Source organism: Novosphingobium sp. B 225, from assembly GCF_002198665.1.
GTDB lineage: Bacteria > Pseudomonadota > Alphaproteobacteria > Sphingomonadales > Sphingomonadaceae > Novosphingobium.
This window is the reverse complement of record NZ_MWLM01000053.1, coordinates 14,787-29,697: the sequence shown is the minus strand read 5'-3', so window position 1 is coordinate 29,697 and position 14,911 is coordinate 14,787. Positions and strand designations below refer to the sequence as shown.

General features: G+C 62.2%; 10 protein-coding genes. 7 read left to right on the top strand and 3 right to left on the bottom strand.

Features of this window, described 5'->3' with window-relative positions; translation table 11 throughout:
- Window positions 1-10: 10 nt before the first annotated feature.
- Entirely contained in the window at window positions 11-1,759 is a 1,749-nt protein-coding gene (locus tag MNBBLIKP_RS08890; RefSeq protein ID WP_254912978.1) for a PHA/PHB synthase family protein, read from the bottom strand.
- Between the two features lie 132 nt (window positions 1,760-1,891).
- Here MNBBLIKP_RS08890 and MNBBLIKP_RS08885 point away from each other — a divergent pair, with 132 nt between their 5' ends.
- The 5 genes from MNBBLIKP_RS08885 to MNBBLIKP_RS08865 all read left to right on the top strand — a co-directional run bounded on the left by MNBBLIKP_RS08885 (window position 1,892) and on the right by MNBBLIKP_RS08865 (window position 10,387).
- Entirely contained in the window at window positions 1,892-4,633 is a 2,742-nt protein-coding gene (locus tag MNBBLIKP_RS08885) for an EAL domain-containing protein (protein WP_088309610.1), read from the top strand.
- A 123-nt stretch (window positions 4,634-4,756) separates the two neighbouring features.
- Window positions 4,757-6,997: an EAL domain-containing protein gene (locus MNBBLIKP_RS08880; protein ID WP_254912977.1), complete on the top strand. Its 2,241-nt coding sequence runs from the start codon at window positions 4,757-4,759 to the stop codon at window positions 6,995-6,997.
- A gap of 63 nt (window positions 6,998-7,060) precedes the next feature.
- Window positions 7,061-8,878 carry a translation elongation factor 4 gene (gene lepA, locus MNBBLIKP_RS08875; RefSeq protein ID WP_088309608.1) on the top strand — a complete coding sequence of 606 codons (1,818 nt, stop codon included), beginning with the start codon at window positions 7,061-7,063 and terminating at the stop codon, window positions 8,876-8,878.
- A 214-nt stretch (window positions 8,879-9,092) separates the two neighbouring features.
- Entirely contained in the window at window positions 9,093-9,416 is a 324-nt protein-coding gene (locus tag MNBBLIKP_RS08870) for a DUF6481 family protein (RefSeq protein WP_088309606.1), read from the top strand.
- Window positions 9,417-9,478: 62 nt separating this feature from the next.
- Window positions 9,479-10,387: a CmcJ/NvfI family oxidoreductase gene (locus tag MNBBLIKP_RS08865; protein WP_088309604.1), complete on the top strand. Its 909-nt coding sequence runs from the start codon at window positions 9,479-9,481 to the stop codon at window positions 10,385-10,387.
- Between the two features lie 3 nt (window positions 10,388-10,390).
- On the opposite strand, the gene MNBBLIKP_RS08860 is transcribed toward MNBBLIKP_RS08865, so the two are convergent.
- Both MNBBLIKP_RS08860 and MNBBLIKP_RS08855 read right to left on the bottom strand, forming a co-directional pair.
- Window positions 10,391-12,127, bottom strand: a complete 1,737-nt coding sequence (locus MNBBLIKP_RS08860) for a GGDEF domain-containing protein (protein WP_088309602.1) — start codon at window positions 12,125-12,127, stop codon at window positions 10,391-10,393.
- Between the two features lie 105 nt (window positions 12,128-12,232).
- On the bottom strand, window positions 12,233-13,372 hold the full coding sequence (locus MNBBLIKP_RS08855) for a GGDEF domain-containing protein (RefSeq protein WP_088309600.1): 1,140 nt from the start codon (window positions 13,370-13,372) through the stop codon (window positions 12,233-12,235).
- 124 nt (window positions 13,373-13,496) lie between these two features.
- On the opposite strand from MNBBLIKP_RS08855, the gene MNBBLIKP_RS08850 reads away from it, so the two are divergent.
- The gene (locus MNBBLIKP_RS08850; protein ID WP_088309598.1) at window positions 13,497-14,291 is read left to right on the top strand and encodes an outer membrane protein assembly factor BamD; all 795 of its coding nucleotides are present in this window, start codon (window positions 13,497-13,499) and stop codon (window positions 14,289-14,291) included.
- An 87-nt stretch (window positions 14,292-14,378) separates the two neighbouring features.
- Window positions 14,379-14,825: an RrF2 family transcriptional regulator gene (locus MNBBLIKP_RS08845; protein WP_088309596.1), complete on the top strand. Its 447-nt coding sequence runs from the start codon at window positions 14,379-14,381 to the stop codon at window positions 14,823-14,825.
- Window positions 14,826-14,911: the final 86 nt, after the last annotated feature.

Below are 14,911 nucleotides of genomic sequence, written 5' to 3'. Positions count from 1 at the left end.
CCCTTTCGGCTCAGGTCAATACATACAAGCCGGGGGCATTTTCCATCGGCGGATGCTTCTTGCTGCCCAGCGCTTTAGGGGCCGGAACCTGCTTCCCCGCGCGCTGTTGCAGCCATTGCATCCAGTAAGGCCACCAGCTTCCCGCCTGTTCCTCGGTCCCCTTGAGCCATTCGTCAACGTCAGCCGGGGGATGGCCCGCCTTTTTCGACACATAATACTTGGCCTTGGGGTTGCCCGGCGGGTTGAGGATCGCCTGCATGTGCCCGGCCTGGCTGAGCACGAAGGTCACGTCCTTCGATCCGAACAGCTGGGTGGACCGATAACAGGCACGCCACGGAGTGATGTGATCGGTGGTCCCGCCCAGAATGAACAGGTCACTCTTGACCTTGCTCAGGTCGATCCCGTGGCCGGCCATTTCGACCTCACCTTGCTTGGTGAAGGCCAGGGTTTCAAACAAGTGCAGGAAATCACCCATCAAAGTGGCCGACAAGTTGGTGGCGTCGGCATTCCAGAACAGCACGTCAAACGCCGGAGGATCATCGCCCATCAGGTAATTGTTGATCACATAGTTCCAGATCAGGTCGTTCGGCCGCAGCCAGGCAAAGCCGCGAGCCAGCGAGTGTCCTTCGATCACCCCGGCCTTGGCGGCGCGCTTCTTGGCCAGTTCCAGTCCGTTGGCGGTCATCAAGGAACCGGCCTCGATATCATTCTGCTTGGGGTGCAGCACGGTGACCATATAAGTCAGGGCACCCAGCCGCTTGTCGCCGGCCGCAGACATCTTGCTGGCCAGGATCGCGCCGGTCTGGCCGCCCGAACAGGCGCTTGAGATATTGACGCGCGGCGCGCCAGTAATCTCGCAGACCACGTCCACCGCCTTCATGCAGCTGGCGATGTAATCGTCCATCCCCCAGACGCCTTCTTCCTTCGTGGGGTTCTTCCACGAAATCACGAAGCACTGGATGCCGTTATCAGTCTGCCATTTGACCACCGACTTTTCCGGGGACAGATCGTTGATGTACATCTTGTTGATTTGCGGCGGAATTGTCAGCTGCGGGATTTCGTAAACCGTGTCCGTGGTCGGGGCATAATGGATCAGCTCGAACATCGCATCGCGGTAGACCACGCTGCCTTTTGCCGTGGCGACATTCTCCCCCAGCTTGAACGGTTTGGTATCGACCTGGCTGACCATGCCCTTGTTATGGACAATGTCGTTATAGGCGTTCTTGAGGCCCTTGATCAGCGAAAGCCCGCCGCTGTCGATCAGGCGTTTTTGCGCGGTGGGATTGCCGATCAGGGTGTTGGTAGGGGCCAGGCCATCGATGATGATCTGCGAGATGAAATTGGCGCGGTCCCGTTCCAGTTCGTCCAGCTCAAGCTCTTCAACCCAGTTTTTCATCCCCTTCTGAATCGCCAGGTAATACTGCGCACCGGCGCGGAAGAACGGGTTATAGCGCCAGGCCGGGTCCATGAAGCGCTTGTCTTTTGGCTCGGGCGCCAGATCGCTTTTGCCGGACAGGATTTTGACCACGTCTTCGCCAAAGCTTTGCATGTGGCGCATCGATCGCTGCGGATCGCTGGCGGTTTCACGCAGCAGCAGCGCAACGGCGCCGACAAAGTCTTCCCGCGCCAAACCCACCAGCGGGCCCAATGCAGTGGTCGATTGCGCAGCTTCGTTTTCCAGCGTGGTGTTGCCTTTGGCCATCCCGGATCCCCAATCGTTGTGCCGCAGGCGTGGTGCGAACCCGCCTGGGTCTGTCATTGCGGTGAAACATGCACTGCCCGGCGAGGCAATTCAAGCACAGACCCCGTGGACTTACCGAGCGCGAATTTCTGCCAGTCATAATGGTAAATTTAACCATTTCTCAAACGGTTTTCAGGCATTTGCAGCACCATGACGGCCCAGCCTGCCAGGCAGCTACCCGAGGCGCAGCCCGCGCCCCGACCGACCGCGCCCACCAGCGCGGCTGCGGAAGCTGCCCCGCGCGGAGCGCCCCGGACTGCTGTCAGCACCACCGGTTCGCCTGGCCAGTTGCGCCAACAGGCCGCCCGCACCGACCGTGCCGCGCGCCATCGTCAGACCAAGGATCACGCCACTCTCGTCCATATGCTCGATCGCAATTGGACGGTGATGGCGCCGGTCCTGGGGATCGCGCTGCTGCTCAACGGTGTCGCTTCGTGGTCCACGCCGCCACTGGGCACGGCCTTGCTCGGGATCATGGCTGTTGCCGTCGCCGCGTTCACCCCGATTGCGGTGCGGATTGAACGTGACCATTGCGATACCGGGACCAAGCATTTTGGCATGCTGCTGGCCGTTGTCGGCCTGCCGATGCTGTTGTTCGGCCTGGCCATCGCCCGGTGGAAGGTCGGCAGCGATGTCGACTGGAGCGATTCGCTGGGCCTGCTGATCATTTGCGCGGCTCTGGCTGCGGTGATCCTCAATCGCCGGGTGATCGCGCTGATCGTCAGCCAGATCGGGCTGTGGATCGGGGTCACCGTGATGGCCGGGACTATCGAGACCTGGGCAGGGCTTGCCCTGGGTGTCGCGGTCGGGATCTTCGTCGGTCAGCGCGAATCCAAGGCAAACGCCGCCGCGATCCGCGCCCAGATTGACCGGGAACGCGCCCAACTGCGCGCCGAGGAAATCCTCAACGATTTCGAACAGACCGGCCAGGGCTGGTTCTGGGAAAGCGACCGCCGCGGGGTGATCGTTTACGTATCGCCCACGGTTGCGCAGTTGCTGGGGAGCAAATCACTGACCGGGCGGCCCTTTACCGAATTGTTTGTCAACGACCCAGCCGGGCAGGACAGCGAGCGGACCCTGGCCTTCCACCTCAATGCGCGATCAGCGTTCAGCGAACTGGGGATCCGGGCCGCCATCGGGCACGAGGAACGCTGGTGGTCGATCAGTGGACGACCGATCTATGACAGTTTCGGCAACTTCCTGGGCTTTCGCGGCTCGGGCCATGACCTGACTGAAAAGCGCCGGTCCGAAGAGAACGCGACCCGCCTGGCGCATTACGATTCACTCACCGGCCTCGCCAACCGGTTGCAGATGGCGCAGACGCTCGAGAAGATCCTGGCCGCGCCGCACATCGAACACCGGGCCTGCTCGGTGTTCTTGCTCGATCTCGACCGGTTCAAACAGGTCAACGATACCATGGGCCACCCCGCCGGGGATGCCCTGCTCAAGATGGTTTCGAGCCGGCTGGAGCGCACCGTAGGCGAAGCAGGCCGGGTGGGGCGCTTGGGCGGGGATGAATTCCAGGTCGTGCTGGCCGGACATCACCGCCGCGAGGATCTGGCCGAACTGGCGCGACGGGTCATCCATGACCTGTCGGAACCCTATACGATCGAAGGCCACCGGGTCGTGATCGGCGCTTCGGTGGGGATCGCGCTGTCTCCGGCTGACGGCGTGACAGCCGAAGCCATCATCCGCAACGCGGACCTGGCGCTTTATGCCGCCAAGGATGGCGGGCGCGGTCGGCACCACTTCTATGCCGCAGACCTGCACAGCGATGCCGAGGAACGCCGGCAGCTGGAACAGGATCTGCGCGATGCGCTCGCCCATGATGGGCTTGAGCTCTATTACCAGCCGGTGGTTCATACCTCGACCGAGCGGATCACCGGGTTCGAGGCGCTGCTGCGCTGGAACCATCCGACCCGGGGGATGATGTCGCCGGCCAAATTCATTCCGATTGCCGAAGACACTGGCCTGATTGCGCCGATCGGTGAATGGGCGCTACGCACCGCCTGCCGCGACCTGAGCCAGTGGCCGGAAAGCGTGCGCGTGGCGGTGAACGTTTCGCCGCTGCAGTTCTCCAATCCGGCTTTGCCCGCGATCATCACCAATGCGCTGGCCAGTGCCCAGATCAGCCCGCAACGGCTGGAACTGGAAATCACCGAGAGCGTGTTCCTGAACGACGATGCTGGCACTGACGCCATGTTTGCCGCGCTCAAGCGGGTGGGCGTGCGCCTTTCGCTGGACGATTTCGGGACCGGCTATTCCTCGCTCGGCTATCTCAAGAAGGCGCCGTTCGACAAGATCAAGATCGACCAGTCGTTCGTGCGCGGTGCCACCATTGTCGGCAGCCGCAACGGCGCGATTATCTCCTCGATCGTCAGCCTGGCCGAGGCCTTGGGCATGGAAACCACCGCTGAAGGCGTGGAAACGCTGGACGAACTGGATCTGGTGCGCATGCTGGGCTGCAGCCACGTGCAGGGCTATATCTATGAGAAGCCGCTGACCGTCGCCGCGGCTACCCAGCGCCTGCTGACCGGGCTGACCGCGATTGCCAAAGGGCCGCGCGCGGCCCGCGCCGTGCGCCAGACCATGCTACGCAAGATCACGCTGGAGCATGGCGCGCAGCAATATCAGGGCACGATCCGCAATATCTCTACCACCGGGGCCATGGTCGAAGGGCTGTGGAATGTCCCGCCGGGGACGATCTTCCGGATCATGCTGGCCGAAGGCGGAGTGGTTACGGCCACCGCGCGCTGGTGCCAGGAAGACCGGATGGGCGTTGAATTCGCCGCGCCGCTGCTGCTTGACGAATCGGGCCGGATCGCAGTGCTCGGCACGGGTGCCGCAAAGCCGCGAAGCGGCCTGCTGCGCCAGACGGGAGAAGCCGCTTGATAAGTGCATTTCCCGCAAGTTCAGATAGTTGCGTCCGCGGTAATCTTAGCGGTTTGGCAACTACGTTTAGTTATAGCCTGCTGCTTGATCGGCAACTTTACGGAGCACCACGGAACCACCGGCATGGCTGAAGCAAAAGGTTCAGGTTTGGGAATGCTGCGCAACCTGCTGGGTAACGGCAAGGGTGACGCAGGCCCGCGTGTGCCTGAAACTGGCCCAATGCCCAAGGGTGAAGAGCTCAACCGCGCGATTTCGCTGCTGCGCGATTATGAACAGAGCGGCATCGGTTGGTTCTGGGCCAGCAATAGCGAAGGCCATCTGACCTACATTTCGGATTGCGTTGCCAAAAGCCTGGGCCGCGAGCGTGGCGAACTGGTTGGGCAGCCGATCCAGTCGCTGTTCATCCTGGACCGGGATGAAGACGATACGGTTGAACGCACGCTTCCGCTGATGCTGTCAGCCCGCAAGACCTTTGTTGAACTGGCCGTGCGCGCCGCGCTGGAAGGAACCGAGGTCTGGTGGTCAATTTCCGGGCGCCCACAGTTCAATGCCCAGGGCGACTTCTGCGGCTATAACGGCAACGGAACCGATGTCACCGCAACCCGCCAGAGTCAGAAAGACGCATCGCGCCTCGCCCAGTACGATTCGCTGACTGGCCTTGCCAACCGCCACCGCATGGGCAAGCGGCTCACGGCGACGCTGACCGCCTACAAGGCCGCCAAGCGCGCCTGTGCGGTGATGATGATCGATCTGGACCGGTTCAAACAGGTCAACGATACGCTGGGCCATCCGGCAGGCGATGAATTGCTCAAGCAGGTGGCGCAGCGCCTGCAGCGCGTGGTCACTGAAAAGGGCTGCGAGATCGGCCGCCTGGGCGGGGACGAATTCCAGATCATGCTGCCCGATGTTGATGATCGCGGGCGGCTGGGCGAAATCGCCAAGACCATCATCACCATGGTATCGCAGCCCTATCAGATCGAAGGCAGCCGTTGTGTCATCGGTGCTTCGATCGGGATCGCGATTGCGCCTTATGACGGGCTCGACAGCGAAGAACTGATTCGCAGCGCGGACCTTGCGCTCTATGCTTCGAAAGGCGGCGGGCGCGGCCAGTTCCGGTTCTATTCCAGTGATCTCCACAGCGAGGCAGAGCGGCGCAAGCGGATCGAGGACGATCTGCGCGATGCTCTTAGCAACGGTGAACTGCGCGTCGCCTATCAACCGATTGTCGATACCAAGACCAACAAGGTCGTCACGCTTGAGGCCTTCAGCCGCTGGGACCACCCGGAAATGGGCCCGATCCCGCCCAGCGTGTTTATCCCCGTAGCCGAAGAAGCGAACCTGATCGGCGCGCTGGGCGATTGGGTGATGAAGCAGGCCTGCATGGATGCGGCAACCTGGCCCGGCGAAGTGCGGGTGGCGGTTAACGTATCGGCATCGCAATTTGCCAACCCCGGCTTCACTTCCGTGGTGGCCCAAGCGCTGGCCCATGCCGAACTTGCGCCTGAACGGCTTGAGCTTGAACTGACGGAATCGATCTTCCTGGGGGATGAATCGAGCACGGCGGATATGTTCAATTCGCTGAAATTGCTGGGTGTGCGGCTGGCGCTGGACGATTTCGGCACCGGCTATTCCTCACTCGGCTATCTGCAGCACGCCCCGTTTGACAAGATCAAGATCGACAAGGGCTTTATTGCCGGCGTGACCCAGCCGGGCAATCGCAACAACGCGATCATCGCCGCGATCGTCAGCCTGGCCATTGCCCTTGGCATGGAGACCACGGCCGAGGGGATCGAAGCCCTGGATGAACTGCAGGCGATGCAGAAGCTGGGTGTGAGCCAGATTCAGGGCTACATCTATGCCCCGGCGATCAGCTGCGAAGATGTGACCGAAGCCATGCTGAGCGGCACCTGGGTGATTGAACCCAGCGGCCCCAGCAAATACCGCCAGGAACGCCGCACCGTGCTGCGCAAGGTTGGCCTGATCCATGAGGATCACCGCTATGAGGCCACCATGCGCAACCTGTCGCGCACTGGCTGCATGGTCGAAGGGCTGCTCGATGTGCCGATCGGCACTCCGTTTGTGGTTGATTTCGGGGAAGGGCAGCTGGCTGTCGCGATGGTCCGCCGCTCGGCCGGAGCGATGCAGGGGCTCGAATTCGAACAGCATCTGGTGGATGACGGCGCAGGCGGGCTGTGCACCCGCCACCGCATTTCACCCTATATCATGGCCCAGGCCGGCATGCCGTTGCAGGCGTTGCCGCCGGGACAGTATCCGATGCAGTTGATGCAGCAGGCCGGGGCCCCGATGAGCTTGCCCAAATTCGGTTCTACTGCCGACATGAAGCCAAAGAACAAGGTGGCCTGAGCCCGTCGCGCCAAGACTACGTTCTGCGGTGACAGCATGGCGCTGCGCTGCTAACGGCGCGCGATGACTGAATTGGCTTCTATCCGCAATTTTTCGATTATTGCCCACATCGACCACGGCAAGAGCACGCTTGCCGACCGGCTGATCCAGTTCACCGGCGGCCTTTCTGAGCGCGAGATGAGCGCACAAGTCCTTGACAATATGGACATTGAGAAAGAGCGCGGGATCACGATCAAGGCCCAGACGGTCCGGCTCAAATACCGCGCCAAGGATGGCAAGGACTATGAGCTGAACCTCATGGATACCCCCGGCCACGTCGATTTCGCCTATGAAGTCAGCCGCAGCCTCGCCGCCTGCGAAGGCGCGCTGCTGGTGGTCGACGCGGCACAAGGGGTTGAGGCGCAGACGCTTGCCAACGTTTACCAATCGATCGAGCACGACCACGAAATCGTGCCCGTCATCAACAAGATCGATCTTCCCGCCGCTGAACCCGAAAAGGTCCGCGCCGAAATTGAGGAAGTGATCGGCCTCGATGCCAGCGAAGCCGTGCTCGCCAGCGCCAAATCGGGGATCGGCATTGCCGAAGTGCTTGAAGCGATCGTCACCAAGATTCCCCCGCCCAAGGGCGACCGCACCGCGCCCTTGAAGGCCATGCTGGTCGATTCCTGGTACGATCCCTACCTTGGCGTGGTGATCCTCGTGCGGATCATCGACGGGGTGATCAAAAAGGGCCTCTCGGTCAAATTCATGGCCGGCGGCACCGAACACCTGATTGACCGCGTCGGCTGCTTCACCCCCAAGATCGAGCAACTGGATGAATTGGGCCCCGGCGAAATCGGCTTCATCACCGCCCAGATCAAGGAAGTTGCCCAGGCCCGCGTCGGCGATACCATCACCACCACCAAGCAGGGCGCGCTTGAGCCGCTGCCCGGCTTCAAGGAAGTCCAGCCGGTGGTGTTCTGCGGCCTGTTCCCGGTTGACGCGGCGGACTTTGAGAAATTGCGCGAAAGCATCGCCAAGCTGCGGCTCAACGATGCCAGCTTCAGCTTCGAAATGGAAAGCAGCGCCGCGCTCGGCTTTGGTTTCCGCGCGGGTTTCCTCGGCCTGCTGCACCTCGAAATCATCCAGGAACGCCTGACCCGCGAATATGATCTGGACCTGATCACCACCGCGCCATCAGTGGTTTACCGCATCCAGTTGCGCGCCAGCCGCACGGATGATGCGCGCGAGATTCTGCTCCACAATCCGGCCGATTACCCCGATCCCAGCCGGATCGAACAAATCGACGAACCGTGGATCAAAGCCACGATCTACACGCCCGATGAATACCTCGGCTCGATCCTCAAACTCTGCCAGGACCGCCGCGGGATCCAGACCGGGCTGACCTACGTTGGCGGCCGCGCGCAGGTGCAATACGAATTGCCGCTCAACGAAGTGGTGTTCGATTTCTATGACCGCCTGAAAAGCATCAGCCGCGGCTATGCCAGCTTCGATTACGAGCAGATCGGTCTGCGCGAGGGCGACCTCGTCAAAATGGCCATCCTCGTCAATAACGAGCCGGTTGATGCACTTTCGATGATTGTGCACCGCAACGCCGCCGAAGCCCGCGGCCGCCACATGTGCGAACGCCTGAAAGACCTGATCCCGCGCCACTTGTTCAAGATCCCGATCCAGGCCGCCATTGGCGGTAAGGTAGTAGCGCGAGAAACCATCAGTGCCATGCGCAAGGACGTTACCGCCAAATGCTATGGCGGCGATATCACCCGCAAGAAGAAGCTGCTGGAAAAGCAGAAGAAGGGCAAAGCCAAGATGCGCGAGTACGGCAACGTCAGCATCCCGCAGGAAGCATTTATCGCAGCATTGCGGATGGGTGAGGAATAACTCCGCACGATTCTCCCGTTCTTTTTCGAAGCAGACCGGGGGAGGGGGACCGCGCGCAGTGTGGCTGAGTGGTTTCGCCGCGCTATCAACCTCTTCCAGCCCGGCGTTCAAACCAGGCCTGACCCCGCATCAAGTCCGGGGCGACGAACAGCAGCAGGAGTGCTACGGCCTCTCGCAACCCTTCTTTACCCAGCGAAAAGAGAACATCCCAACCATGGCATCATACAAGGAACCGAGCTTTCAAGAGCGCGCTGCTCTGGCTCAGCAGGCCCGTGAGCGCGCCCTCAAGAAGCTTGCCGCCAAACCCGCCCCCGATCCGGCCGAACTGGCCAAGCTCGCCGCCGCCCGCCTCGCCCGCGAACAGGCCCAGGCCGAAAAGAGCGCCGCCCGCAAGGCTGAGCTTGCGGCTGCCAAGGCCGAGAAGCAAGCCAAGGCTCAGGCCGCCGCCGAAGCGGCTACGACCCCGGTCCTCACCGAGGCTGAACGCAAGGCCGCGCGCGATGAACGTTATGCGGCGCGGAAAATGCGGAAGAAGTAAGGGGAATAGACCCTTGCCTCAATTCTAACGATCGTTACCATCCGGACCAAAGGAGAGGGCCGATGGCAACCATGGCTGACGATGGAATAGAAGAACGCGCGCGTCGGTCTGAGGCGTTGATTCGCTATCTGGGGGAAGGGGATTATGTCACCCGGCGCTATGTCAGCCAGGGGGCAGAGATCAATACGGGGGTCTATACCGACCACGTGATGCCGATGCGCGATGGGATGCCGCTGCGCGATCACTTTACGCTCGATACCCACGGCTTTGTGCTGGGAAAGCACGCGTCCGGCGTGACGGATTTTACCGACCGGGACGAAGTTGACGCCAAGTACAATGCCGAAGTCGCCGCGGCGGTCTGTGCGCTTTCGGGTGCAAGCTTTGTTGCGGTGCAGGGCTGGATGCGGCGCACCACTGCCGATCTGACCGAACGGGCGCAGCAGAAAGTAGCGGGTTATCAGCATTCCGGCGGGCTGCAACCGCAGGCGGGGGAAGCGCATATCGACTATAATCCCCGCACCGGTGAGGCGGCGGGCGCGCGGATCTATGCGGCGCAGCGGCCGGAGGGTCCGGGATTCAAGCGGCATTGCTGCTTCAGCTTTTGGCGCACCTTCAGTCCGGGGCCGCAGGACTGGCCGCTGGCCTTGATGGACGGACGCTCAATTCAGGGGAATGAACTGGCCAGCAACACGCTGTTCGTGGTTGACGAATTCCCGACCGGCGATGCCTTGACCGCCCCGGTCGCGGGTGAGGACCAGATGATCGCCGCAACGATCCTGCGCCAGCGCGACGAACACCGCTGGTGGTATTTCTCCAACATGACCCGTGACGATGTGCTGCTGTTCAAATTCTATGACAGCGACCACTCCGTCACCTGGCGCTGCCCGCACACCGCGTTTCACGACACCAGTCTGCCCGGCACACAAGTGCGCGAATCGATCGAAGTGCGCTGCGTGGCGTTCTGGGAGTAGCGCTTAGGCTGCAGCGCGGGCCAGGGCAGGGGCGGCGAGCACAAGCCGGTCGCGGCCGCTTTCCTTGGCCTGGTAAAGGGCCTGGTCGGCGCGGCGGTAAAGCGCCCGCCAATCCGCCTCGCAGCCGATCCGCCCACAGGCGCTTCCTGCGCTGACGGTGACGCGCAAGCCATGGGGCATGGGATGGCTGCGCACCGCATCCAGCAGGGACTGAGCCAGCGCATCGTCGATCTCGTCCGCCGGGCCAAACAGGGCGAACTCCTCGCCACCTAGCCGGGCGACTGTGGCGCGGATTTCTGCCGTGGCGGCAAGTACAGCAGCCACTTCACGCAGCACGTCATCGCCGGTGTCATGACCGCTGTGATCGTTGATCGCCTTGAAATGATCGATGTCAATCAGCACTAGCCGCAAGTCCTCGTCCGAACCCCAACCGAGCACCCCTGCCAGCAGCGCACGGCGGTTGTAGAGCCCGGTCAGCGGGTCAATTTCGGCGAGCCGCCGGGCAACCCGTTCTTCCGCACGGGCCTCGTCCCGCTCACGCGCGATGCGCTTGATCCGGAACGACATGGCCAGCGCCGAAAGCAGGGCTTCTACCCCCAGCGCCACGATCGCGGAATGTTCCACCCACAGGCTGTAACCGATCAGATTTCCGGCGTGGGCGATCCGGGTCAGGGCCATGACGGTGGGAAAGCTCCAGGCCAGCACCAGCAGACGAACGATCCGGCTGCCCCGCCGCCAGGCCTGCGCGGCCAACAGAACAGCGACAACCGGGATCGGCACGAATGACGCGACATAGAGCCGGTCGATGGTGTGGGCCCATTTGTCGGGCGCAAGCATTACCGCCAGCCCGGTCACCAGCACCAGCCAGCAGGCCGCGTGGCCCAACCGGCGCAATCGCCGCGAAAGTATGCCCGGTTCAATGCAATCGATCAGGAACGCCACCGCACTTGCCGCAATCCCGGCGAGTGCAAAATAGGAGAAACGAAACCGCGTTTCAGCCCCCAGTTGCGGAAAGGCCATGTCCAGGGCGCCGGAGTGCGAAAAGGCATAGGCCAGCATTGCCGCCAGGGTCAGGCAATAGAACACCTGAAACCGTTCGCGCATAGCCAGCCACATCAGCAGGTTATAGGCGAGCAGCGCAATCGCCACTCCGGCGAATGCGGCATAGATCACGGCTTCGGTCAGGTGCTGACGATCGGCCTGACGCTCGCTTTGCAGGCGCGGCACCTGCAGCAGGCCGCTGGCATTGATCGCTCCGTCAATCCGCAGCAGCACGCCATCAGGCGGCATGGCAATACGGTCGAGCGGGATCGCGACATGCGCCCCGATCCGGCCAAAGCGGGACAGGCTGACGTTGTCGAGCGCTTGCTGGCTGATCGAGCCATCGCGGTAATGCAGGTAAAGCCGCGCATCCTGTTGCCAGGCTGGCATGAAAGTCAGCAGTGGCGGTCCATCGAGCGCCTGTAACTGCGCCGGGGGCAGAGTGATGCGGACCCAATAATCGCCCGGACCAAAAGCGGACTGCGGGGTAGTACAATCGAACCGTGCCACATCGCGCCACAGCGTGGCGGCATTGTCTCCCGGCCTGACCGGAGTGACGCAGGGCGTCAGATCCGCGACAGGCGGAGCCGAAGCAGCGGCCTGTGCAGCAACCGGCAGTCCGCACAACCACAACACCGCCAGCACGCGCAGCAAGGCGCGCCGCAGCACTGTTGCAGGATTGGCCCCCCGGAACATCATCGCAGTCTTGTGCCCGAATATCCCTAATCCCGGCTTAGGCGGGATGGTTAAACAAGTCTGATCGGGCCTGTCCGGGGCGGTTCGCAGGCCCGCGCAAGCGCTGCTTTACGCGGCAGCGCGGGCTTCTGAGTCGATGGCGGGCCGGGCAAGTGCGAACTGGTTGCGACCAGACTGCTTAGCGCAATAGAGCGCCCTGTCAGCCCGGTTGAACAGCTCGCGCCATGCGGGTTCATCGGTGATCCGGGCTTCGGCAACTCCGATGCTGACGGTCACTTGCGCACCGTGCGGCATCACGGCGGTGCGGATGTCGGTAAGCAGTGCCAGCGCCAGCGCTTCGGGCAGTTCATCCGCCGTGCCCAGGATGGCGAATTCCTCGCCGCCGATCCTGGCCACGCTTGCACGGATTTCGGCGCGTTCGGCCAGAAGTGCCGCGATGCGGATCAGCACTGCATCACCCATGTCATGGCCATGGCTGTCGTTGATCGCCTTGAAATGATCGATGTCGAGCAGCATCAGCCGCAGCGGAGCCTGATCCGCCAGCGCCAGTGCATTATCCAGCAGCGCCCGGCGATTAAGCAGTCCGGTCAAAGGATCAGTCAGCGCCAGTTCCCGTGAATGCCGCTGCACTTTCAGCAGATCGACAATGCGGGCCTGATAGGTATCGATCATATGCAACTGGAACAGCGCCGCAACCGCCAGGCTGACACCAACGGCCAGATCCATCCGGTTGCCCGATGTAAACAGCAGCACCTGCATCGGCACCAGATTGATCACCAGATTGGCAACTGCCGCGCCGCGGGCTGCGGACAGGCAATAGGCGGTTGAAAAGGCCCCCAGGGCGATAATGATCGGATAATAGACCCGCTCGTGCGGCGGTGCTCCCAGCCATGAATAGACGCACCAGGCGCTGCACATCACCGCGATAGCGCAGGAACCGATTGTCGATTCGCGCACGAATCGCCGGGCGCGCCGCACGCTGGTTGCAAGGCGCAGATCACGACTGAGATTGAGGAAGCCAGCCAGACAGAACAGCGCCATGGCAATCGGCGTGGCGCGGGCAACCCACCAGTCAGCTTTGGGGGCCATGGCGAGCAGTGCCGTCGGCGTGGTCAGCATCAAGGCCAGGAACAGCAACCGCGCATGGCGCTGCATCTGTGTGGCCGCCATCACCGTGAATTCATCCCGGATCGCTTCCGGGATGTGCGGCACAAAGAATGTGCGAATGGCATGGCCAAGCCCGGTCATTAGCGGAATCTACCCAGTCATGCTGAAATATTGGTTAAGCAAGGGCCGCTTGCCGGGCTTGCCCACCGCCGCCTTGCCAACTTCACTTGGCGTTCAGGCTGGGGCTGGCTATAGGCGTGTCACCATGCTGACCCGTTCGCCGATCAAGCTCGCCCTGCTCGCCACTGCTACCGTGGCCATTTCGCTTACTGCCGGTTGCGGCGGACGCGGCAAGGTGAAGGATACTGCCTTCGTCGCGCGCGACGTTGATACGCTGTATCGCGCCGCCAAGGACAAGCTGGATAATGGCGATACAAAGGTCGCCGCCGCCCTGTTTGACGAGGTGGAGCGCCAGCACCCCTATTCCCCCTGGGCCCGCCGCGCCCAGTTGATGAGCGCGTTCAGCTATTACGTCGCCAAGGATTATACCAAGAGCACGCAGGCCGCGCAGCGCTTTCTGGAAATCCACCCCGGCAACCGCGATGCGCCCTATGCCTATTACCTGATCGGACTCAATTATTATGAGCAGATCAGCGATGTCAGCCGCGATCAGAAGAACACCAAGCTGGCGCAAGACGCGCTGACCGAAGTGACCCGGCGCTATCCCAACACCCGCTATGCCGCCGATGCCCGGCTCAAGCTGGACCTGGTCGCCGATCACCTGGCGGGCAAGGAAATGACCATCGGCCGCGCTTATGAACGGCAAGGCAAATGGCTGGCCGCGCAGCTGCGGTTCCGCAACGTGATCGAACGTTACCAGACCACCAGCCACGCCCCCGAGGCCCTGTTCCGGATGGTTGAAACCAATCTGGTGCTGGGAATTCCGGAAGAAGCGCAAAAGGCCGCGGCGGTGCTGGGCCGGAACTATCCCGGTAGCGAATGGTATGACAAAGCCTATCAGCTGATGCAAAAGCACGCGCCGGGCATCAGCGCCAGCTGATCCAGCCCGGCACAGGCCGGGGCGGGAAAGCGATTTCTACTCCCCAAGTTGACATTTCGTTCAGGGCAGGGCTGTAATGCCCGCGCCATGCTTTCGCAGAAAACCCGCTATTCGATCCGCGCGCTGCAGCACCTGGCCGACACCTGGCGGCAGGGGCCGGTGCGGCTGGACGCGATTGCCGAAGCGCAGAACATTCCGCGCAAATTCCTGACTGTGATCCTTTCGGAAATGGTCCGCGAAGGGCTGGTGATTTCCACGCGCGGCCGCGATGGCGGGTATGAATTGGGTCTGCCCCCGGTCGATATCCGCTATGGCGACATCATCCGGCTGACCCGCGGCAGCCTGGCGCTGGTCCCCTGCGCCAGCCGCAACGCCCACGAACACTGCCAGAACTGCCTGCCCGAAGCCAATTGCCGCCTGCGCGGCCTGATGCTGACCTTGCGCGATGAAATGGCAGCGATGCTCGACAAGGTCAGCCTGGCTGACAAGATTACGCTGGAACCGCCGTTCGCGGGGGTTGAACTCACGGGCTAACTGCTGGCCGGCAACCCCTCCCGTAAACGGTCGGGGAGAACAAGGTGCAAGTCTTGGTGACTTGCGTCTTCTTGTTCGTTAGAACA

Excerpts from the sequence above, each read along its gene's own strand:
- MNBBLIKP_RS08890 (WP_254912978.1), bottom strand. The coding sequence starts at position 1,759 with ATGACAGACCCAGGCGGGTTCGCACCACGCCTGCGGCACAACGATTGG.
- MNBBLIKP_RS08885 (WP_088309610.1), top strand. The coding sequence starts at position 1,892 with ATGACGGCCCAGCCTGCCAGGCAGCTACCCGAGGCGCAGCCCGCGCCC.
- MNBBLIKP_RS08880 (WP_254912977.1), top strand. The coding sequence starts at position 4,757 with ATGGCTGAAGCAAAAGGTTCAGGTTTGGGAATGCTGCGCAACCTGCTG.
- lepA (WP_088309608.1), top strand. The coding sequence starts at position 7,061 with ATGACTGAATTGGCTTCTATCCGCAATTTTTCGATTATTGCCCACATC.
- MNBBLIKP_RS08870 (WP_088309606.1), top strand. The coding sequence starts at position 9,093 with ATGGCATCATACAAGGAACCGAGCTTTCAAGAGCGCGCTGCTCTGGCT.
- MNBBLIKP_RS08865 (WP_088309604.1), top strand. The coding sequence starts at position 9,479 with ATGGCAACCATGGCTGACGATGGAATAGAAGAACGCGCGCGTCGGTCT.
- MNBBLIKP_RS08860 (WP_088309602.1), bottom strand. The coding sequence starts at position 12,127 with ATGATGTTCCGGGGGGCCAATCCTGCAACAGTGCTGCGGCGCGCCTTG.
- MNBBLIKP_RS08855 (WP_088309600.1), bottom strand. The coding sequence starts at position 13,372 with ATGACCGGGCTTGGCCATGCCATTCGCACATTCTTTGTGCCGCACATC.
- MNBBLIKP_RS08850 (WP_088309598.1), top strand. The coding sequence starts at position 13,497 with ATGCTGACCCGTTCGCCGATCAAGCTCGCCCTGCTCGCCACTGCTACC.
- MNBBLIKP_RS08845 (WP_088309596.1), top strand. The coding sequence starts at position 14,379 with ATGCTTTCGCAGAAAACCCGCTATTCGATCCGCGCGCTGCAGCACCTG.